General features: G+C 62.2%; 17 protein-coding genes and 1 tRNA gene. 14 read left to right on the forward strand and 4 right to left on the reverse strand.

All coding sequences use genetic code 11. The features are described from left to right. Positions 1-142: 142 nt before the first annotated feature. Positions 143-1,363 carry a serine hydrolase domain-containing protein gene (locus tag LMTR13_RS16615; protein ID WP_065728798.1) on the reverse strand — a complete coding sequence of 407 codons (1,221 nt, stop codon included), beginning with the start codon at positions 1,361-1,363 and terminating at the stop codon, positions 143-145. A gap of 149 nt (positions 1,364-1,512) precedes the next feature. On the opposite strand from LMTR13_RS16615, the gene LMTR13_RS16620 reads away from it, so the two are divergent. Then, positions 1,513-1,588, forward strand: a tRNA-Trp gene (locus LMTR13_RS16620). A 75-nt stretch (positions 1,589-1,663) separates the two neighbouring features. Here the strand turns inward: LMTR13_RS16620 and LMTR13_RS16625 are convergent. After that, positions 1,664-2,878: an OpgC domain-containing protein gene (locus LMTR13_RS16625; protein ID WP_065728799.1), complete on the reverse strand. Its 1,215-nt coding sequence runs from the start codon at positions 2,876-2,878 to the stop codon at positions 1,664-1,666. A 571-nt stretch (positions 2,879-3,449) separates the two neighbouring features. Here LMTR13_RS16625 and LMTR13_RS16630 point away from each other — a divergent pair. The 4 genes from LMTR13_RS16630 to LMTR13_RS16645 all read left to right on the forward strand — a co-directional run bounded on the left by LMTR13_RS16630 (position 3,450) and on the right by LMTR13_RS16645 (position 6,243). Continuing rightward, positions 3,450-4,478, forward strand: a complete 1,029-nt coding sequence (locus tag LMTR13_RS16630) for a hypothetical protein (RefSeq protein ID WP_065728800.1) — start codon at positions 3,450-3,452, stop codon at positions 4,476-4,478. A gap of 12 nt (positions 4,479-4,490) precedes the next feature. After that, positions 4,491-5,102 carry a hypothetical protein gene (locus tag LMTR13_RS16635; RefSeq protein ID WP_236843408.1) on the forward strand — a complete coding sequence of 204 codons (612 nt, stop codon included), beginning with the start codon at positions 4,491-4,493 and terminating at the stop codon, positions 5,100-5,102. Continuing rightward, a complete protein-coding gene (locus LMTR13_RS16640) occupies positions 5,099-5,494 on the forward strand; it encodes a phage holin family protein (RefSeq protein WP_065728801.1) in 396 nt (131 codons plus the stop codon). The genes LMTR13_RS16635 and LMTR13_RS16640 overlap by 4 nt, the downstream gene beginning before the upstream one ends. A 233-nt stretch (positions 5,495-5,727) precedes the next feature. Next, positions 5,728-6,243 (forward strand): hypothetical protein, encoded by a 516-nt coding sequence (locus LMTR13_RS16645; protein WP_335622089.1) that lies wholly within the window; start codon positions 5,728-5,730, stop codon positions 6,241-6,243. A 50-nt stretch (positions 6,244-6,293) separates the two neighbouring features. On the opposite strand, the gene LMTR13_RS16650 is transcribed toward LMTR13_RS16645, so the two are convergent. Then, positions 6,294-6,479: a hypothetical protein gene (locus LMTR13_RS16650; protein ID WP_065732747.1), complete on the reverse strand. Its 186-nt coding sequence runs from the start codon at positions 6,477-6,479 to the stop codon at positions 6,294-6,296. Positions 6,480-6,834: 355 nt separating this feature from the next. On the opposite strand from LMTR13_RS16650, the gene secE reads away from it, so the two are divergent. The 5 genes from secE to LMTR13_RS16675 all read left to right on the forward strand — a co-directional run bounded on the left by secE (position 6,835) and on the right by LMTR13_RS16675 (position 9,901). Continuing rightward, on the forward strand, positions 6,835-7,026 hold the full coding sequence (gene secE / locus LMTR13_RS16655) for a preprotein translocase subunit SecE (RefSeq protein WP_057849148.1): 192 nt from the start codon (positions 6,835-6,837) through the stop codon (positions 7,024-7,026). Between the two features lie 20 nt (positions 7,027-7,046). Further along, entirely contained in the window at positions 7,047-7,577 is a 531-nt protein-coding gene (gene nusG, locus LMTR13_RS16660) for a transcription termination/antitermination protein NusG (RefSeq protein ID WP_065728803.1), read from the forward strand. 130 nt (positions 7,578-7,707) lie between these two features. Then, positions 7,708-8,136 carry a 50S ribosomal protein L11 gene (rplK, locus tag LMTR13_RS16665; protein ID WP_065728804.1) on the forward strand — a complete coding sequence of 143 codons (429 nt, stop codon included), beginning with the start codon at positions 7,708-7,710 and terminating at the stop codon, positions 8,134-8,136. A gap of 6 nt (positions 8,137-8,142) precedes the next feature. Continuing rightward, entirely contained in the window at positions 8,143-8,835 is a 693-nt protein-coding gene (gene rplA, locus LMTR13_RS16670; RefSeq protein ID WP_065728805.1) for a 50S ribosomal protein L1, read from the forward strand. Between the two features lie 118 nt (positions 8,836-8,953). After that, complete coding sequence (locus LMTR13_RS16675; protein WP_065728806.1) at positions 8,954-9,901, forward strand: 2-hydroxyacid dehydrogenase; 948 nt, start codon at positions 8,954-8,956, stop codon at positions 9,899-9,901. A 17-nt stretch (positions 9,902-9,918) separates the two neighbouring features. On the opposite strand, the gene LMTR13_RS16680 is transcribed toward LMTR13_RS16675, so the two are convergent. Then, complete coding sequence (locus tag LMTR13_RS16680; RefSeq protein WP_065728807.1) at positions 9,919-10,917, reverse strand: hypothetical protein; 999 nt, start codon at positions 10,915-10,917, stop codon at positions 9,919-9,921. Positions 10,918-11,719: 802 nt separating this feature from the next. Here LMTR13_RS16680 and rplJ point away from each other — a divergent pair. The 4 genes from rplJ to rpoC all read left to right on the forward strand — a co-directional run bounded on the left by rplJ (position 11,720) and on the right by rpoC (position 21,667). Continuing rightward, on the forward strand, positions 11,720-12,238 hold the full coding sequence (rplJ, locus tag LMTR13_RS16685; protein ID WP_065728808.1) for a 50S ribosomal protein L10: 519 nt from the start codon (positions 11,720-11,722) through the stop codon (positions 12,236-12,238). 54 nt (positions 12,239-12,292) lie between these two features. Further along, the gene (gene rplL / locus LMTR13_RS16690) at positions 12,293-12,670 is read left to right on the forward strand and encodes a 50S ribosomal protein L7/L12 (protein ID WP_016847588.1); all 378 of its coding nucleotides are present in this window, start codon (positions 12,293-12,295) and stop codon (positions 12,668-12,670) included. A 524-nt stretch (positions 12,671-13,194) separates the two neighbouring features. Beyond that, positions 13,195-17,313 carry a DNA-directed RNA polymerase subunit beta gene (gene rpoB / locus LMTR13_RS16695; RefSeq protein WP_065728809.1) on the forward strand — a complete coding sequence of 1,373 codons (4,119 nt, stop codon included), beginning with the start codon at positions 13,195-13,197 and terminating at the stop codon, positions 17,311-17,313. Positions 17,314-17,467: 154 nt separating this feature from the next. After that, complete coding sequence (gene rpoC / locus LMTR13_RS16700; protein ID WP_065728810.1) at positions 17,468-21,667, forward strand: DNA-directed RNA polymerase subunit beta'; 4,200 nt, start codon at positions 17,468-17,470, stop codon at positions 21,665-21,667. Positions 21,668-21,688: the final 21 nt, after the last annotated feature.

Consider the following 21,688-nt stretch of genomic DNA (forward strand, 5'->3'; position numbering starts at 1 on the left):
ACGCGGTTAGCCTAGGCGATGCGAAGCATCGTCCGGCAGCGCTGCTCCGCAGAGCCGGCACCCATGCATGCCGGCATACAGCGATAGGCCCCGGCTCAGCGACGCATCACTTCGTGCTGCGTCGCGTCCGGGGGACGAGAACTCACTCCACCGCCGCATACACCAAATCCCGCAGCATGTTGCGGATGTATTCGCGCTGGCCGGGGCCCTGCATCATGAAGACCGTGAACAGGTCTTCTGCGGGATCGATGAAGAAGAATGTGCCGGCCATCCCGCTCCAGAAGAACTGGCCGAGCGAGCCCGGGAAGGGCGCAATGCCGCGGTGCGTGCGGACCGCGAAGCCCAACCCAAAACCGTGACCCGGCGGCATCAGCGGCGAGTCGACCTTCACGTCGGGGGCGAGATGGTCCGATGCCATCAGCTCCAGCGTCTTGCGGCCGATGATCCTGTTGCCGTCGAGCGATCCGCCGTTGAGCAGCATCTGGCAGAAGCGGGCGTAGTCCATGGTGGTCGAGACCAGCCCGCCGCCGCCCGATTCCATCGCAGGCTTCTCCAGCATGTTGAACAACTGCACCTTGTCGCCGTTCCACGGATCGGTCGCGAACGGTTCGGCGAGACGGGCAGCGTTCGCTTCCGCGGTATGGAAAGCGGTCTCGGCCATCTGCAGCGGCGCCAGGATGCGCTCGGTCAGGAACGCGCCGAGCGACTTGTCGGAGACGACTTCGATGATGCGGCCGAGCACGTCGGTCGAGCGGCTATAGTTCCACTCCGCGCCCGGCTGGCAGATCAGCGGCATGCCCGCGATCATGGCCGCGTGTTCGGCGTTGGTGATCTTGCGGCTGCGCAGCCGTGACTGCTGGTAGAGCTGCTGGACCAGGCCGTTGCCGGTGTGGTCGTAGGTCAGGCCCGAGGTATGCCGCAGCAGGTCCTGAACGGTCATCTGCCGCTTCGCGGGGACGAGTTCGAGCTTGCCGTTGTTCTCGACGCCGACCTTCTGGTCGGCAAACTCCGGAATGAACTTTGCGACGGGATCGCCCAGGATGAAGTGGCCGTCCTCGACCAGCATCATGATGCCGACCGAGACGATCGGTTTGGTCATCGAGAAGATGCGGAAGATGCTGTCATGGGCCATCGGCGTGGTTGCCGCCGGGCTCTGCCGGCCGATCGCATCGAACCAGCCGACCTGGCCGCGCCGGGCGACCATGACGGTGGCGCCGGGCAGGGTTCCCTTGTCCACCTCGCGCTTGAAGGCATCCGACATCCGCTGCAGGCGGACGCTCGAGAGGCCGATGGTTTCCGGCTTGGCGTCGGGGAGAGAAGGGGTCTGAGGGGTTGTCTGGCGGGCGGCGGTCTGCGCGTTCATGGTCTCTCCCCGTTGCGCTTGTTGTTGTGATGGCCAAGTTTGACGCACAAGGCGTGCTTTGGATAGGGCGTCAAGCGGCTTCGCCCTTGCAATCAGGGTATGCCCTATGCTTGAAACAGCGCGAACCGACGCGCGCGCCGGTTCCCTGCAGGAGTGTAGCTCAATTGGTAGAGCACCGGTCTCCAAAACCGGGGGTCGCAGGTTCGAGCCCTGCCACTCCTGCCAGCTAAATCAAATACTTGCGCTGATTATCGATACACCGGCGATGCCTTCGGATCGATCCGCTTTGCGAGCGTGAGATCATGCAATCCCAACGGCTGATCGCTCAGCCGGCCGGGCCAACTCGCCGCCGATTGGTTGGGATTTGTCCGCGATCGGCGGACCCGTGTGGGCGTGGGCCGATTTTTCGACGCGCTTCGACCACGAGCGGTAGTAGGCGACAGCCGTCATGATGGAGATGCCGGCGGTTCCAACCAGAAGTTGCGCGATCATTCCGTCTGAAGTCTTCGTCAGGACAAAATATCCGATGAACGCAAGGTAGATGCCGACCGCAAACACTTCGAGAGACTGCTGGCCGCATTTGACCAGAGGCTTCCAGACGGTGGCGCGCAGTCCGGCCGCATCGATCGGCAAGAAGCGCGCGCCCAGGATGATTACGACGGCCAGATGCAGGAAGCGGTACGGCGCCAGATTGGTCTTGTCGTTCGGGTTGAAAGCTTCGAACAGAGCGCGCGGAAAAGCCTTCTGAAGTTCCGGTATCAGCCCGGCAAGCGTCATGACGGCGGCGAAGAGCAAGTAAGCCATCCCGAACACGAGGACCGCTCTGGAGCGCACCAGGAAATGCAGCGTATTGGCCCCGCCCAGTGCCAGCCACGCGCCGAGCACGAAGAGTAGCTGCCACGTGAATGGGTTGAAGTACCAAACTCCCGACGGATACGACGGCAGGTTCCAGCCGAATTGCCGGGCGGTGATGTAGAGCAATACGGATCCCAGCATGATCCAGTTGCGACGCCTGAGCATCAGCCAGAGCACGGGCGGAAAGGCGCCCATCAGGACGACGTAGAGCGGCAGCACGTCGAGGTTCAGCGGCTTGTATCGGAGCAACAGTCCTTGCGTGAGGGTTTCGACCGGCGCGTTCAACAGGGGGGCGACATTGAATCGATCGACGAGGTCAGGCGTGTTGAAGCTGTTTGTGAGGAAATGGACGGAAGCCAAGTAGAACACCAACAGCAAAATGTGGGCGACGTAGATCTGCCAGACGCGCCGGAATAGTCTCGTCGTTCCGAAAACGAAGCCGCCCTCGACCATTCGCCTGCCGAACACGAGCGCCGAAGTGTAGCCGGAAATGAAAACGAACAGATCGGCGCCGTCGCTGAAGCCGTAGTTTCGGAACGAAAACCAGGCCAGCACGCTGGTGGAGACGTGGCCAAGAAACATCAGCCAGTTGGCAAGGCCGCGTAACAGGTCGAGCCGCAAATCCCGCTTTGGAAGGGGAAGGGCAGTTTCGACCTTCATTTGTTTCTCAGCCTACGTCTGGAGAGATTTTCCGTTACGGTCTTTCAGCGCCGAAGCCTTCCGCGAGGGCTCCATGCTGGAACGATAGGGGCGGCGCCGGCGGGCTTCTTGAGCCAAATCAATGAGGAGACTGATTTCGAGAATCCAGGCGGCCCGGCGGCTGAGCCGCCTGCCGGGATCCGTTTGGCGGGGCCATCACTGCCGATATTCACGCTGCTGTTCGTAGCCACTACGGCTGCCCGAGTAGCGACGACGGGCTGCCTGGTATGATCTACTGGCGTCATCTTCTCCTGGGCGCATTTGTCACAGCCATGCTTACCGTCGAAAAATGCTGACCGGTACGACCCGGGTCGCAAGCCCGAACTAAGTCCCACACCCGAATTTGCCCACGCGGCGGCTGCACTGATCGCCCTCATGAACCGGGGCCTATCGGTGCGCTCGGATTCTCGCTTCGGTGCCGAATGGCACAGCCGAAGCGCGATCCGGCTACGCGTCAGGCCTCCCAGGAACAATTCAATAGCGCCCGAGTTCGTCTTCAAAATCAACACGAACCTAACAGGGCGGTGAGGACATGGCACGATCCGTAGAGGAGCTACGACGGGACTCCGAGCAAAGCCGCGCGCAGCTTGCGGCAACCGTCGAGCGGCTGAGGGAACAGATCACCGACACTGCAGAAGACATCCGCTACAAGGTTTCGCCGGACGGCATCAAGGCCGAGGTTTCCGGCTTCATCAGTCACAAGACCCAGACTTGGCTTGGCGCGCTCAGGCAGCAAGCCATGGAAAATCCGATGCAGGCGATTGCTGCCGGCACCGCGATTGCGGTACCGGCGTTGCGGCTGGCCCGCGGTTTTCCGCTCCCGCTTTTGATGATCGGCGCGGGGCTCGCCCTGAGTTCGAAAACCGTGCGCGACCGCGCTGCGGAAGCGGCGGCGCCCGCCATCGAGAGGGCCCGGGAAGCTATGGACGAGACCGCGGCACGCGCGCAGTCCGTCGGCGATAGCCTGCGTCAGGCGGTATCCTCCACCCAGAGCCAGGCAGCCGCGATGGCCGGCGACGCCCAGGAGGCCGCGGGCGAGATGGCGAGCGAGACGAGGGATCGGGCCGCCGAGACCGCTGATGCCGTCAGCGGCAAGGTCAGGGCCGGCATGGATACCGCTTCTGAAATGGCCAATGACACTATCGAAATGGCGAAAGAAAAGATCGAGCGCGCCCGCTCCTCCGCCACCCGCGCGGCGACCACAGCACCCGCAGCGGCAAGCAAGGTGATCCGCGACAATGCTGCATTGATCGGCGGCCTGGGAGTGGCGATTGGTGCGATCCTTGCTGCTTCGCTTCCCAGTACCAGGGCCGAGGCCGGCGTAATGGGTAAGGCGAGTGACAGCGCTAAACGCGCTGCCGGCACGGCAGCTCAATCCGGATTCGATGCGGCCAAGGACGCCGTCATATCGGCTGCTGAAGCCGCGGCGAAAAGCGTTTCCGACGCCGACCTCGGCAAGCATGCCAGTCGGATCACCGAAGGCGTGACCGAGAGGCTCCAAGAAGTGGCCGACGACGTCGTGACGACGGCGTTTGATCCTTCCCGTAACCCGCATAGCTGAAAAGAGACCGCCATGAGCGATTTGGACCTCAACACCCGTAACACGAATTCCTCTCAGAACGAGAATACGGCTACCTCGCCCCAGAATTTGAAGGACCAGGCTGCGGATGCCGGCGAAGAGATGAAGCAGCGCGCCGGCGATGCGCTGAAGGCGTCGACGGAGATGGCGCGCGAAAAATTCAAGGAAGCGGCGGATGCCGCCAAGGACGTAGCGTCAGGAACTGCCGATCGTCTCCAGGAGCAGGCTGGCGAACAACAGCGTACGGGCGCGGATTTCATTGGCCGGCTAGCCGGCGATATCAGGAATGCGGCGCGCGCGTTCGAGAGTGATGCACCGTTTGCTGCCCGCAGCATCAATTCCGCGGCTGAATATGTTGACGAGGCCGCCGAAAAGATCCGCAACGGAAGTCTTCGCGATCTTCTCGATGGCGCGACAGATTTTGCAAGGCGGCAGCCTGCGGCTTTTCTCGGTCTCTCGGTGCTTGCCGGTTTCGCCGCTGTCCGCTTCCTGAAGGCATCCGGGAATCAGAGCTCTTCAACGCAAAGCTCTTCATCATCGTACTCGCCTCCACCGTACACGCCATCACCCTCCACCTCGTCCTCCTACAAAGCGGAGGCATCATGAGCACCAAAACGGATCTTCGGACGATCTCGAGCCTGCTGGGCGATGCGCTTTCGCAATTCGCCAAGCTGTTTCAAAACGAGGTCGATCTCGCCAAGGCTGAGCTTGGCGAGAAGGTTCAGCAAATCGGTGTCGCCGTTGGTCTTGTCGCGGCCGGCGCCGTCCTCGTCGTTCCTGCAATTGTCATGGCCCTGTTTGCCCTTTCCTCGGCCTTGATCGCGGGAGGATGGTCGCAGCCGGTCTCCTATCTGATCTCTGCGATCGTGGCCGCGGTGCTTGCGGCGATCCTGCTTGCGATTGGCATGAACCGGCTGGACGCGCGGAATCTGACGCCGCGCGAAACGCTGCGGCAGCTTGAAAAGGACAAGGATACCGTGAAGGGAATGGTGCGATGAGGGCAACACAAGGGAGTTTCATAGATGGTCTGACGGCTGCTGCCCGAGACAATCCGCTTGCTGCGGCCCTGATCGGAGGCGGCGCACTTTGGCTACTTATCGGCAATGACAAGCTGAAGGAGGCGGCGAACTCGGTCAAAGCCGCTGCCGCTCCGCTTGCCGATACGGCTGCGCGCGGTCGAAGGGCCAAATTCGAGAACAGCTACAATCCCGCCCGGGATCGAACTTCCCGAATGCAGGACGAAGCCTCGGGAGGCATTGGTGAAACCGTACGCAATGCTCGAAGCGCGGCTTCCGACACGATGGGGGATGCGGCGGATACGATAAGCGACCGGTTCGAGGAAGGTGTCTCCGGTGCGCGGGAAATGTGGGACCGGCTGGGCAGGGCCCTGCCGCGGAGGGAAACGCTTGCTCAGGCGCAAACCTCGCTTTCCGATCTCCTCGAACGGCAACCGCTGGTCCTCGGTGCCGTCGGTCTGGCGATCGGCGCCACCGTGGCCGGGGCGTTGGCGAAGTCCCGCGTTGAAGACGAATGGGTCGGCGACCTCAGCGATAGTCTGAAGGCGGACCTAAATACCCGCGCCGGCGCCGTGTCGCAAAGCGTGAGAGAGGCTTCCGACACGCTCAAGGCCGAGTTCTCGGATGCCGGTGCCGAACTGGTCGATCGGGTCCAACAGGCGGGTCACGATGCGATGGACGCCGCTCGAGAAAAAGCGGACACGACGTCCCGGTCGACCAGTATCGGTTAAAACGCTAGCAAAATCAGTGGCTTGTGAGAAATTCTGTCGCGTTCCCAGAACTAGCCGAAAAATGCGGTGAGGACTGCCATGTCCGATCTGGCGGGAGCCTCGCCCCGCAGGTCGGCGTCGATGACCCGGCGGCACGCATCTACGGTGAGAGTGTCGCCGAGATCGTTCGCAGCGTCCAGAATGGTCCAGGCGGTCTCGCCCGAAGGCCTTTCGTAGTCTTGACCCAACAGTGCCATGGTCGTCTCACTCCCCAGTGGAGCAAACAGGATACCCAAGAGCTTTTAAAATCAGGATCGCGGCCTTGTGTGCATTTGAGCCGACCCGGTACCGACGGTTAACCAATGGCTCCACCCCGTTTGAGCTGGCCGACGGGGGCGCGGCACCCCGTACCTTGACCTTTTGCCCGGCCGGCAGTAGATACCCGCCACCTGCTGCCGGCCCGTTAAATGCGGATATCCGGCGCGGCTTTGGATTCCCCCGAACAATCGAGCCCGCTTGGCGGCTCATCCTTCGAGAGAGGGCTGGGCACTAGAGGGCTGTTCGGATTCGCTTTAAATCACAATCGTCTCACGAAGGACGCGGTAACCAACGATGGCTTTCAGCCCGTTCAAATTCCTGCAGGAAGTGCGCTCGGAGACCGCCAAGGTCACTTGGCCGACTCGCCGCGAGACGACGATCACCACGATCATGGTGTTCGTGATGGTTGCCTTGGCTTCGATCTTTTTCTTCATATCGGATTTGATCATCCGCTACGTCGTCACCTTCCTGCTGGGCGTCCAATGATGAGCACCGGAACCCTTACGATGGACAAGCGCTGGTATATCGTTCACGCCTATTCGAACTTCGAGAAGAAGGTCGCGGAATCGATCCGCGAGCAGGCGAAGCAGCGCGGCCTCGAGGAACTGTTCGACCAGGTGCTGGTGCCAACCGAAAAGGTCACCGAGGTGCGCCGCGGCCGCAAGATCGACGCCGAGCGCAAGTTCTTCCCGGGCTACGTGCTGGTGAAGATGAAGCTCACCGACGAGGCGTTCCATCTCATCAAGAACACGCCCAAGGTGACCGGCTTCCTCGGCGCCGAAAACAAGCCGATGCCGATCTCCGAAACCGAGGCGATGCACATCCTGCAGCAGGTGCAGGAAGGTGTTGAGCGGCCGAAGGCCACGGTGTCGTTCGAAATCGGCGAGAATGTCCGCGTGGCCGATGGTCCGTTCGCGTCGTTCTCCGGCGTGGTTGAAGAAATTGACGAGGCGCGTTCGCGCGTGAAGGTCGCGGTGTCGATCTTCGGCCGTGCTACGCCGGTCGAACTGGAATTCGGTCAGGTCGAGAAGGTCTGATCGGAACGGCGCGAAGCCTGTCTTCGCGTCAACTAAGGCCGTGGAAGGGAGAAGGCGGTCGCCAACCGCGCTTCAACCGAACCACGGGCCCTGAAACCGCCGGCCCCGGCCGGCACAACAGGAGTGATACATGGCAAAGAAGGTGACCGGATACCTGAAGCTTCAGGTCCCGGCCGGTGCGGCAAATCCGTCGCCGCCGATCGGCCCCGCGCTTGGTCAGCGCGGCCTCAACATCATGGAATTCTGCAAGGCGTTCAACGCGCAGACGCAGAAGGAAGAAAAGAACACCCCGATCCCGGTGGTGATCACGATCTACGCCGATCGTTCGTTCACCTTCGAGATGAAGACCCCTCCGATGTCGTTCTTCCTCAAGCAGGCCGCCAAGATCCAGTCCGGTTCGAAAGCTCCGGGCCGCGACAAGGCGGGCCAGGTGACCAAGGCGCAGGTGCGCGAGATCGCCGAGAAGAAGATGAAGGATCTCAATTGTGATTCCGTCGAATCGGCCATGAAGATGGTCGAGGGCTCCGCCCGTTCGATGGGTCTGGAAGTTGCGGGGTAACGGGCCATGGCAATCGGAAAACGTTTGAAGAAGGTCCGCGAGGGCATCGACCGCGAGAAGCTGTATCCGCTCGCGGATGCCATCAAGATGGTCAAGGAACGCGCCAAGGCGAAGTTCGACGAAACGATCGAGATCGCAATCAATCTCGGCGTCGATCCGCGTCATGCCGACCAGATGGTTCGTGGCGTCGTCAGCCTGCCGAACGGCACCGGCCGTACGCTGCGCGTCGGCGTGTTTGCCCGTGGCGCCAAGGCGGAAGAGGCCAAGGCTGCAGGTGCTGACGTCGTCGGCGCCGAAGATCTGGTCGAGAAGGTGCAGGGCGGCAACATCGATTTCGATCGTTGTATCGCCACCCCCGACATGATGCCGCTGGTTGGCCGTCTCGGTAAGGTGCTCGGCCCCCGCGGCATGATGCCGAACCCGAAGATCGGCACCGTGACCATGGACGTCGCTACCGCCGTGAAGGGCGCCAAGGGCGGCTCGGTCGAATTCCGCGTCGAGAAAGCCGGCATCGTGCAGGCCGGCGTCGGCAAGGCGTCGTTCTCCGAGGAAAAGCTGGTGCAGAACGTGAAAGCGCTTGCGGATGCGGTGGCGAAGGCAAAGCCCGCCGGCGCCAAGGGCACCTACATCCAGCGCGTGGCGGTCTCCTCCACCATGGGCCCGGGCGTCAAGGTCGAGCCGGGCACGCTGCTCGGCTAGTCCGTGACGGTTTAAGTGAATTGCAGGGGGCGGAATCGGGTGACCGATTCCGCCCTTTGCGTTTGACGTCGCGTTTTCGTAGTCGTTGCGCCGCCGGACTTGGCAAGAAGGAAAAAGAATGCCCGAGAAAGTCCTGATCTATTCGCGTTTTCCCAAAGCGCAGATGGAACGTTTTGGCGAACGCTTTGAGTTGTTGAACGCCGCGGGCAAGCCGCCCAACGAGGTGTTCTCGGCCGATCAACTCGCCGATATTCGCGCGCTGATCACGGCGGGCGGGACGCCGCTTCGCAGCGATGCTATGGACATGATGCCGACACTGGGCGCGATCATCTGCTACGGCACCGGTTATGACGGCGTCGACCTCGACGCTGCGGCGAAGCGCAATATCGCCGTGGCTCACAGCCCCGGCGCGAATGCGGCATCAGTCGCCGATATCGCTGTCACCCTGATGCTGGCCGCCACGCGACGGCTGCTCGTGGCCGACGATTACGTGCGGGGCGGGAGTTGGGCAGCCGCAAAGCCGTCGCCGATGATGCGCCCGCAAGCGGGCATGCTTGGTCGCAGAATCGGTGTCTACGGAATGGGGGAGATCGGCCGAAAGATCGCCGCACGCGTCGCCGCCTTCGAGACCGAGGTCGGCTATTTCAGCCGGCGCCAGCACGATGTGCCGTATCGGTATTTTCCGAGCCTGGATGCGCTGGCCGAATGGTGCAGCGTCCTGATGATCGCCGTGCGGGCAGGGGCGGATACTCATCACGCGGTGGACGCGAATATTCTGCAGAAGCTCGGCAAGGACGGTTACGTCGTCAACATTTCACGGGGCTCGGTGATCGACCAGCCTGCGCTAATCGCGGCGCTGACCGATCAGACCATCGCCGGCGCCGGCCTCGACGTATACGCAAAGGAGCCGCATACGCCGGACGCCCTGACGGCGCTGCCCAATGTCGTGCTCTCGCCGCATATCGGTGGCCATACGCTGGAGTCGCATGTGGCGATGCAGAACTGCGTACTCGCCAATCTCGACGCGTTCTTTGCCGGCAGGCCGTTGCCGTACAAGGTGCCGTAGTTCACACCACGGCTGATTCAGCCGTTCATGATCACGGCGCGGGTTCGCCGCGCGGCATCGTGCTCGCCGACGAGCGCGGCGGGGTCGGTCGCCAACACCGCTTCGGGCAAGGCCAGCGGCTCGATGCCTGCGAAGCGGCGATAGGCGGCGCCCATGATGGCAGCGGCAACGACGACCAGCGCCAAGAGGGGTGTTGGAAACAACATCAGCAGCGCAACGCAGGCAATCACGCCGACAACGGCGCCGATGATGGCGTAGTCCATTCCAGCCGTGCGCCGGAAAGCGCGGGCGGCGGCGTGTGTAACGCTGACAATGATGGCCGACGGGATGGCCGTTGCGAGCAGGGTTGCCATGAAGAAATAGGCCGGTAGCGCCATTTGCGAAATCTGGTTGGCCCAGGCCGGATTCTGCGAACCACCGGTGTCCCATTGCGTCAGAAAGAACGTCACGAAGGGAATTGTGATCAACGCTACCAAGGCGGCCGGCACCATCGAGGCGATGGCGGTTGCAGCCATCGAGGTGCGGACCTGAACCGGTCCATCGAAGTTTGCGGGAATGGCCGGTGTGAGTGCGGCATCGGCAATTGCAGTATCGCCGTGACGGCCCCGGAGCATTTCGCGGCCGGCAAACTGGGCGTACAGAGTTGCGCTGATCATGCCGACGATGATCGGCAATATCGATGCGGTGAGGTGAGTGCCGTCCAGCGCCGGCGCGATATTGAGGTCTTGCGACAACGCAAAGGCATAGCCGACCGCTGCGGCGGCGCCGCCCATCAGCCCATAGACCATGCGCGTGGCGAGGCCGAACGAACGCAGCAGCCAGTGCCCGGCGGCAAGCAGGACGGCATCGACCGCGACGCGTGTCACGAAAATCTGAAATGCGCGGTCCGGAGAGGGCGGTTCGAGCTTGTTGGCCAGGAATACGCCAAGACCAAGCACCGACATGATGCCGTGGAATATGACGAGCACGATCAGTGCCGCGATAAAAGCACGGGCGGAATTACGGATAACGGGCATGGCGACGCTCTCCCTAGCGCGACAACGGAAGGGGGCGTCCGGCGCAGCTCGGTCTGAAACTGCAGGCGAGCGGTTGTGCTGCGGTTAACGCACGACCTCAGCGCTGCAGATCTGAACGGCGACATTAGGAGGCGGTTAGCGCAATTGTTAAATTTGCTTTCAGTGCATCCCGGCTGCCGGCGAAGACGAGCGAGACGACCCCGTGTGACGGAACCGGCCAAAGAAAATTCGGAAGCTATTTTCTGACCAAATTTTGTGGGCAAGGCTGCCTGCCAACTGGTCTGAATTTTGCTCTTGGCAAGCCGGGAAAGACTCGGTAAACAATGGCTTCCGGGCGTGCTAGCCGTTGCTGGCACGTCCGTGCTCGCATTCCGAAAACCCGATACGGTAGGAGATCATTCCTTTCAGGACATCCGCATGGATTGCTCGAAAGGAAGGAAAACTCATCGCTTCGGTCGAGTGCGGCAGGGGTCCTTCGGCTTGCCGGAAGGCCTCGATCCTGTCCGAGACTGCAGGCGCCCGCGAAGGAATTCAAGTTTCTTCAATGGCTTAATCTTTACAGCCTGCATAGACGGGTGAAGACCGGATTTCGCTTTAACGCCGCTTTGCAGCGGCGCCAGGGCTGATTTGGTTCGAACCTCGACACCCCGCGCCATCTGGTTCGGGAGGGCAGGCTTTTCAAATGTCGTCTGCCCGGCGTGTCCTTGAGACTGGTGTCTAGAGGTCAGGTTTGGGTGAGACGATGGGTGCAACCCGGTGGTCTCGCTCGTAAGCGAAGGCCGCCAACCGGAGAGAGCTTGCTGTGGAAAGAGCGGCAAAAAAGGACGCGGTTGAGGCGCTGAACGAGGTCTTCAAGACCACGAGCGTTGCAGTCGTCGCCCATTATTCCGGCCTCACCGTGGCCCAGATGCAGAAGCTGCGTACGCAGATGAAGCAGGCGGGGGCGTCGGTGAAGGTCTCGAAAAACCGTCTCGCCAAAATTGCTCTTGAAGGCACGGACGTCGTTGCCATCGGTTCCCTGCTGAAGGGGCCGACCGTGATCGCGACTTCAAACGATCCGGTAGCGGCGCCGAAGGTTGCCATGGAGTTCGCCAAGACGAACGAAAAGTTCGTCATTCTCGGCGGCTCGATGGGTAAGACCGTCCTGGATGTGAACGGCGTGAAGGCGCTTGCCTCGCTGCCGTCGCTGGACGAACTGCGCGGCAAACTCGTTGGCCTCATCGTGGCGCCGGCGACCAAGATCGCGCAGCTTTCCACCGCGCCCGCGGCCAAGCTCGCGCGCGTTGTCCAGGCATATGCCTCAAAGGGCGAAGCGGCCTGACCCTTCGCTAATCTCAAACCTGGTTCGAAACCAAACGTTTAAGGAAATAGATCAATGGCTGACTTGCAGAAAATCGTCGACGACCTCTCGAGCCTCACGGTGCTCGAAGCTGCCGAGCTCGCGAAGCTCCTCGAAGAAAAGTGGGGCGTTTCCGCCGCTGCCGCCGTTGCGGTTGCCGGCCCCGCCGCTGGCGGCGCTGCCGCTGCTCCGGCTGAAGAAAAGACCGACTTCACCGTCGTTCTCGCCGCTGCCGGCGACAAGAAGATCGAAGTCATCAAGGAAGTCCGCGCCATCACCGGCCTGGGCCTCAAGGAAGCCAAGGACCTCGTCGAAGGCGCTCCGAAGCCGCTGAAGGAAGGCGTGAACAAGGAAGAAGCCGACAAGATCAAGGCCCAGCTCGAAAAGGCTGGCGCCAAGGTTGAACTGAAGTAACGCAAGTTGCTTCGGCGAAATCCCCGGACAGCGAGGCGTCAGCCGAGCGCGATCCGGGGATCTGCCAAGGACGTGGATGGCCGGGGAAAGCCCCGGCTATGGCGGAGGCGGTAGAATTCAGTGCAAAAACTGGCGCGATGGGGTAACCCGGAGCACTACGTACACAGAAAAGTGTGGGGATTCGCGGAGTTAGCTCCTCGAATCTCCACGTTTCCGCCCCATATCAGGGCGGCAGCAGGAAAAGGCGGTAGGCGGCGGGACGGCAGGGTTCCCGGCGTAAGCCGTTGGGAGACAGTCAGATTTCGGGCTTTTTCAGTCCGTGAAGCAACCAGTTGTGACGGGCGGGTGCAGTCATGCGCCCCGCGCGTCGTTTTGCGTTTTGAAGGTCTAAAGTGCGGGTTCAGGATTTAATTCCTGAAAGTGGGCTTTGTTCCTTTTGAGCGATTCGACAATTCAACCCGGGGGCGATGGCAGTCGCGCTTCGGAAGGTTCGCCTACCAAGGCGACGAAAATGAGAGGCCACGATGGCGCAGCAGACATTCACCGGTCGCAAACGGGTCCGCAAGTTTTTCGGACACATCAAGGAAGTCGCCGAGATGCCGAACCTGATCGAGGTTCAGAAGGCGTCCTACGACCAGTTCCTGATGGTCGACGAGCCGGTCGGCGGACGACTGGACGAGGGCCTGCAGGCGGTGTTCCGATCGGTATTCCCGATCTCGGACTTCTCCGGCACCTCGATGCTGGAATTCGTCCGCTACGAATTCGAGCCGCCGAAATACGACGTCGACGAGTGCCGTCAGCGCGGCATGACCTATGCTGCGCCGCTGAAGGTGACGCTGCGCCTGATCGTGTTCGATATCGATGAGGAAACCGGCGCCAAGTCGGTGAAGGACATCAAGGAGCAGGACGTCTACATGGGCGATATCCCGCTCATGACGATGAACGGCACCTTCGTCGTCAACGGCACCGAGCGCGTCATCGTTTCCCAGATGCACCGTTCGCCCGGCGTGTTCTTCGACCACGACAAGGGCAAGACCCATTCCTCCGGCAAGCTGTTGTTTGCCGCGCGCGTGATTCCGTATCGCGGTTCCTGGCTCGACATCGAGTTCGACGCCAAGGACATCGTGTTCGCGCGCATCGACCGCCGCCGCAAGATTCCCGTGACCTCGCTGATGTACGCGCTTGGTCTCGACGGCGAGCAGATCCTTTCGACCTTCTACAAGAAGATCAATTACAAGCGCGCCAAGGACGGCTGGCGCGTGCCGTTCGACGCCACCCGCTTCCGCGGCTACTCCACCATCAACGATCTGATCGACGCCGACACCGGCAAGGTGGTGCTCGAGGCCGGCAAGAAGCTGACCGTGCGCGCGGCGCGCCAGTTGCAGGAAAAGGGCCTGAAAGCCCTGCGCCTGTCGGACGAAGAGCTGATCGGCAATTATCTCGCCGAGGATCTCGTCAACCCGAAGACCGGTGAAATCTACGCCGAGGCCGGCGAGGAGCTCACCGAGAAGTCGCTGAAGGCGCTGAACGAGCAGGGCTACAAGGAGCTGCCGCTGCTCGACATCGACCACGTCAATGTCGGCGCCTACATCCGCAACACGCTGCATGCCGACAAGAACATGACGCGTGAAGACGCGCTGTTCGACATCTATCGCGTGATGCGTCCGGGCGAGCCGCCGACCATCGACTCGGCACAGACCATGTTCCAGTCGCTGTTCTTCGACGCCGAACGTTACGACCTCTCCGCGGTCGGCCGCGTCAAGATGAACATGCGCCTCGAACTCGACGCGCCCGACACCCATCGCACGCTGCGCAAGGAAGACATCCTGGCCGTCATCAAGACGCTGGTCGACCTGCGCGACGGCAAGGGCGAGATCGACGACATCGACCATCTCGGCAACCGCCGTGTGCGTTCGGTCGGCGAATTGATGGAGAACCAGTACCGCATCGGCCTGCTTCGCATGGAGCGCGCGATCAAGGAGCGCATGTCGAGCGTCGACATCGACACCGTGATGCCGCAGGACCTGATCAACGCCAAGCCGGCCGCCGCCGCGGTGCGCGAGTTCTTCGGCTCCTCGCAGCTCTCGCAGTTCATGGACCAGACCAACCCGCTGTCGGAGATCACCCACAAGCGCCGTCTCTCGGCGCTTGGACCGGGCGGTCTGACCCGCGAGCGCGCTGGCTTCGAGGTCCGCGACGTGCATCCGACGCATTACGGCCGCATCTGCCCGATCGAGACGCCGGAAGGTCCGAACATCGGCCTGATCAACTCGCTGGCGACGTTCGCGCGCGTCAACAAGTACGGCTTCGTCGAAACGCCCTACCGCAAGGTGAAGGACGGCCGCGTCACCGACGAGGTCGTGTATCTCTCGGCGATGGAGGAGGGGCGTTATCGCGTGGCGCAGGCCAACGTGCCGCTCGACGCCAAGGGCCGCTTCACCGAGGACCTGATCGTCTGCCGTCACGCCGGCGAAGTGCTGCCGATCACGCCCGACAAGGTCGACTATATGGACGTGTCGCCGAAGCAGCTCGTCTCTGTCGCCGCGGCGCTGATCCCGTTCCTCGAGAACGATGACGCCAACCGCGCGCTGATGGGCTCGAACATGCAGCGCCAGGCGGTGCCGCTGGTCCGCGCCGAGGCGCCGTTCGTCGGCACCGGCATGGAAGGCGTGGTGGCCCGTGACTCCGGTGCTGCGATCGCCGCCCGCCGTTCCGGCGTGATCGACCAGATCGACGCCACCCGCGTCGTGATCCGCGCTACCGAAGATCTCGATCCCACCAAGTCGGGTGTCGATATCTACCGGCTGATGAAGTACCAGCGCTCCAACCAGTCGACCTGCATCAACCAGCGTCCGCTGGTGAAGGTCGGCGACATCGTCAAGAAGGGCGACATCATTGCCGACGGTCCGTCGACCGATCTCGGCGAACTCGCGCTCGGCCGCAACGTGCTGGTCGCGTTCATGCCGTGGAACGGCTACAACTTCGAAGACTCGATCCTGCTCTCCGAGCGGATCGTGAAGGACGACGTCTTCACCTCGATCCACATCGAGGAGTTCGAGGTGATGGCCCGCGACACCAAGCTCGGACCTGAGGAAATCACCCGCGACATTCCGAACGTTTCGGAAGAAGCGCTGAAGAACCTCGACGAAGCCGGTATCGTCTATATCGGCGCCGAAGTCCGTGCCGGCGACATCCTGGTCGGCAAGATCACGCCGAAGGGCGAAAGCCCGATGACGCCGGAAGAAAAGCTTTTGCGCGCCATCTTCGGCGAAAAGGCTTCCGACGTCCGCGACACCTCGCTGCGCGTGCCTCCGGGCGTGCAGGGCACGATCGTGGAAGTGCGCGTGTTCAACCGGCACGGCGTCGACAAGGACGAGCGTGCACTGGCGATCGAGCGGGAAGAGATCGAGCGTCTGGCCAAGGACCGTGACGACGAGCAGGCGATCCTTGACCGTAACGTCTACGGCCGACTTGCGGAGCTGCTGGAAAACCGCCAGGGCATCGCGGGTCCGAAGGGCTTCAAGAAGGACACCAAGATCACGCGCGCCGTGCTCGAGGAGTATCCGAAGTCGCAGTGGTGGATGTTTGCGTCACCGAACGACAAGCTGATGGCCGAAATCGAGGCGATGCGGAAGCAGTACGACGAATCGAAGAAGGGCCTTGAACAGCGCTTCCTCGACAAGGTCGAAAAGCTGCAGCGTGGCGACGAGTTGCCGCCCGGCGTGATGAAGATGGTCAAGGTCTTCGTCGCGGTGAAGCGCAAGATCCAGCCCGGCGACAAGATGGCCGGCCGCCACGGCAACAAGGGCGTGGTGTCCAAGATCGTTCCGATCGAGGACATGCCGTTCCTCGAGGACGGTACGCACGCGGATATCGTGCTCAATCCGCTCGGCGTGCCCTCGCGTATGAACGTCGGCCAGATTCTGGAGACGCATCTCGGCTGGGCCTGCGCCGGCCTCGGCAAGCGCATCGGCCAGACCATCGACGGCTATTATCAGAAGCAGGACCTCAAGCCGCTGCGCGAGACCCTGAAGAAGATCTATGGCGACGATGAAACCATCAAGACGCTGAACGACAACGAGCTGATGGAGCTGGGCCGCAATCTGAGCCACGGCGTGCCGATCGCGACGCCGGTGTTCGACGGCGCCAAGGAAGCCGACATCGAGGAGATGCTGAAGCTCGCAGGCTTCGACGCCTCCGGCCAGTCGACCGTCTATGACGGCCGCACCGGCGACGCCTTCGACCGCAAGGTGACGGTGGGCTACATCTACATGCTCAAGCTGCACCATCTGGTCGACGACAAGATCCACGCGCGTTCGATCGGTCCGTACTCGCTCGTCACCCAGCAGCCGCTGGGCGGCAAGGCGCAGTTCGGCGGCCAGCGTTTCGGCGAAATGGAGGTGTGGGCGCTGGAAGCTTACGGCGCGGCCTACACGCTGCAGGAAATGCTGACCGTGAAGTCGGACGACGTCGCCGGCCGTACCAAGGTGTACGAGGCGATCGTGCGCGGCGACGACACGTTCGAGGCGGGTATTCCGGAATCGTTCAACGTGCTGGTCAAGGAAATGCGCTCGCTCGGCCTCAACGTCGACCTGCACAATTCCAAGATGGGACCGGCGCCGACGTCCGAGGCGGCCGAGTAACGCTTGAGATTCCATGTCCGGCCCAAAGCGCGAGGCAAGCCTTTCGCGCAAAAGGGCCGGGCATTTGCGCTCCTCTCGGACGTTGAGCGGGGCGCGCACCAAATATGGGTTTCGAATTTGCTGCCGGTGACGACCGGCACGCGAGGAGAAGACGATGAACCAAGAAATTATGAATCTCTTCAATCCGACGACCCCGGCCCAGGTCTTCGACCAGATCCGGATCTCGATTGCGTCCCCGGAGAAGATTCTGTCCTGGTCCTACGGCGAGATCAAAAAGCCGGAGACCATCAACTACCGGACCTTCAAGCCGGAGCGCGACGGCCTGTTCTGCGCCCGCATCTTCGGGCCGATCAAGGACTACGAGTGCTTGTGCGGCAAGTACAAGCGGATGAAGTACAAGGGCATCATCTGCGAAAAGTGCTCGGTCGAAGTGACGCTGTCGCGCGTCCGGCGCGAGCGCATGGGCCATATCGAACTGGCGGCGCCCGTCGCCCACATCTGGTTCCTGAAGTCGCTGCCGTCCCGTATCGGCCTTCTGCTCGACATGACGCTGAAGGATCTCGAGCGGATCCTGTACTTCGAATACTACGTCGTGCTGGAGCCGGGCCTGACCGCGCTCAAGGACCGTCAGCTCTTGTCGGAAGACGAGTACCTGAAGGCGCAGGACGAGTACGGCCAGGATTCGTTCACCGCCATGATCGGCGCGGAAGCGATCCGCGAGCTGCTGAAGGGTCTCGAGCTCGAAAAGCTCGAGCAGTCCCTGCGTGCCGAGATGCAGGAGACTGAATCCGACATCAAGCACAAGAAGCTCGCCAAGCGCCTGAAGATCGTCGAGGCGTTCCGCTATTCCGGCAACAAGCCGGAGTGGATGATCCTGACCGTGGTGCCGGTGATCCCGCCGGACCTGCGTCCGCTGGTGCCGCTCGACGGCGGCCGCTTCGCGACCTCGGACCTCAACGACCTCTACCGCCGCGTCATCAACCGCAACAACCGCTTGAAGCGGCTGATGGAGCTGCGCGCGCCCGACATCATCATCCGCAACGAAAAGCGCATGCTGCAGGAGGCTGTCGACGCGCTGTTCGATAACGGCCGCCGCGGCCGCGTCATCACCGGCGCCAACAAGCGCCCGCTGAAGTCGCTGGCCGACATGCTCAAGGGCAAGCAGGGCCGCTTCCGGCAGAACCTGCTCGGCAAGCGCGTCGACTATTCGGGCCGTTCGGTGATCGTGGTCGGTCCCGAGCTGCGGCTGCATCAATGCGGCCTGCCGAAGAAGATGGCGCTCGAACTGTTCAAGCCGTTCATCTATTCGCGGCTCGACGCCAAGGGTCTGTCCACCACCGTGAAGCAGGCGAAGAAGCTGGTCGAGAAGGAGCGTCCCGAGGTCTGGGATATTCTCGACGAGGTGATCCGCGAGCATCCGGTGCTGCTCAACCGCGCGCCGACGCTGCATCGCCTCGGCATCCAGGCGTTCGAGCCGGTGTTGATCGAAGGCAAGGCGATCCAGCTCCATCCGCTGGTTTGCGCGGCGTTCAACGCCGACTTCGACGGCGACCAGATGGCCGTGCACGTTCCGCTGTCGCTGGAAGCGCAGTTGGAAGCGCGCGTCCTGATGATGTCGACCAACAACATCCTGCATCCCGCGAACGGCCAGCCGATCATCGTTCCGTCGCAGGACATCGTGCTCGGACTCTATTATCTCTCGATCATGCGCGAAGGCCTGCCCGGCGAGGGCAAGATCTTCGGCGACATGGCCGAGCTCGAGCACGCCCTGCATTCGAAAGTCATCCACCTCCATACCAAGATCAAGTACCGGTGGGAGGGTACCGACGAGGACGGCAAGGCGACCAAGCGCTGGATCGAAACCACCGCGGGCCGCGTCATGCTCGGCAATGTGCTGCCGAAGAACGCGAAGATTTCGTACGACATCATCAACAAGCTGATGACCAAGCGCGAAATCTCCGGCGTGATCGATCAGGTCTACCGCCACTGCGGCCAGAAGGAGACGGTGATCTTCTGCGACCGCATCATGGCGCTCGGCTTCTACAATGCGTTCAAGGCCGGCATCTCGTTCGGCAAGGACGACATGGTGGTGCCGCACAGCAAGTGGAAGATTGTCGACACCACCCGTACGCTGGCGAAGGATTTCGAGCAGCAGTACAACGACGGCCTGATCACCCATGGCGAGAAGTACAACAAGGTGGTCGACGCCTGGTCGAAGGCGACCGAAGAAATCGCCAAGGAGATGATGAAGGAAATCTCCTCGACCAAGAAGACGCCGAAGGGTGCCGACGCCGACATCAACTCGATCTACATGATGGCGCATTCGGGCGCGCGCGGTTCGCCGGCGCAGATGCGTCAGCTCGCCGGTATGCGCGGCCTGATGGCGAAGCCGTCGGGTGAGATCATCGAGACGCCGATCATTTCTAACTTCAAGGAAGGTCTGTCGGTGCTCGAATACTTCAACTCGACCCACGGCGCCCGCAAGGGTCTCGCGGATACCGCGTTGAAGACCGCGAACTCCGGTTACCTGACACGCCGCCTGGTCGACGTGGCGCAGGACTGCATCATCACGCAGGACGATTGCGGCACCAAGCTCGGCATCAAGATGCGCGCCATCGTCGACGCCGGTACGGTGGTCGCTTCGCTGGGTTCGCGTATTCTCGGCCGCGTCGCGGGCGAGGATCTGCGCGATCCCGCGACCAACAAGGTCGTGGTCAAGCGCGGCACGCTGATGGAAGAGTCGCATGTCGACGCCATCCAGCAGGCCGGCATCCAGGAGGTGAAGATTCGCTCGGCGCTGACCTGCGAACTCGTCAACGGCATCTGCGGCAAGTGCTACGGCCGCGATCTGGCCCGCGGCACGCCGGTCAACCACGGCGAGGCGGTCGGCGTCATCGCCGCCCAGTCGATCGGTGAACCCGGCACGCAGCTCACGATGCGCACGTTCCACATCGGCGGCGCGGCGCAGATCAACGAGCAGTCGTTCGTCGAATCGAACTTCGAGGGCAAGGTCACCATCAAGAACAAGTCCATCGCCCGAAACAGCGAAGGTCACTTGATCGCGATGGTGCGCAACATGGTCGTTGCGATCGTCGATGCCGACGGAACCGAGCGTGCGACTCACCGCATTCAGTACGGCGCGCGCATGCACGTCGACGAGGGCGACATGGTCAAGCGCGGCCAGCGCATCGCGGAGTGGGATCCGTACACCCGTCCGGTTCTCACCGAAGTCGAGGGCACCATCGGGTTCGAGGACCTGGTCGAGGGGCAGTCGATCTCGGAAACGCTCGACGAATCCACCGGTATCGCCAAGCGCGTCGTCATCGACTGGCGTGCGTCGCGCGGCGGGGCCGATCTGCGTCCGGCCATCGTGGTCAAGGGCAAGGACGGCAAGGTGCTCAAGCTCGCGCGTGGCGGCGATGCCCGCTACATGCTGTCGGTCGACGCCATCCTGTCGGTGGATACCGGCGCGAAGGTCAAGGCCGGCGACATCCTGGCGCGTATCTCGACCGAAAGCGCCAAGACCCGCGACATCACCGGCGGTCTGCCGCGGGTGGCCGAGCTGTTCGAGGCCCGCAAGCCGAAGGACGCGGCCATCATCGCGGAAATCGCTGGCACGATCCGCTTCGGCCGCGACTACAAGAACAAGCGCCGCATCTCGATCGAGCCGATGGACAAGACCGAGGAGCCACGCGAGTACCTGATCCCGAAGGGCAAGCACATCCATCTGCAGGACGGCGACATCGTCGAAAAGGGCGATTTCATCGTCGAAGGCAATCCGGCGCCGCACGACATCCTGGCGATCAAGGGCATCGAGGAACTCGCTGCCTATCTGGTCAACGAAATCCAGGAGGTCTACCGGCTGCAGGGCGTGCTCATCAACGACAAGCACATCGAGGTGATTGTCCGTCAGATGCTGCAGAAGGTCGAGATCACCGACCAGGGCGACACCGACATGATCTCGGGCGAGCAGGTCGACAAGATCGAGTTCGACGCGCTCAACCTGAAGGCAAAGGAAGAGGGCAAGAAGCCCGCCACGGGAACGCCGGTTCTGCTCGGCATCACCAAGGCGAGCCTGCAGACTCGCTCGTTCTTCTCGGCGGCCTCGTTCCAGGAGACCACCCGCGTGCTCACCGAAGCCGCCGTCAACGGCAAGGTGGATCCGCTGGAAGGCCTCAAGGAAAACGTCATTGTCGGCCGGCTGATCCCGGCGGGCACCGGCGCCTCGATGGCCAAGATCCGCGAAGTCGCCGTCAAGCGCGACAAGCTGATCCTGGACGAACGCGAGAAGCAGGCGGCGATCGTGCCGACCGCTCCGGAAGCGGAACCGCTGGCGCTGCCGCCGGCGGAGTAAGAATTCCGCTCAAATCAATAA

This window comes from Bradyrhizobium icense, assembly GCF_001693385.1.
GTDB classification, from domain to species: Bacteria; Pseudomonadota; Alphaproteobacteria; order Rhizobiales; family Xanthobacteraceae; genus Bradyrhizobium; species Bradyrhizobium icense.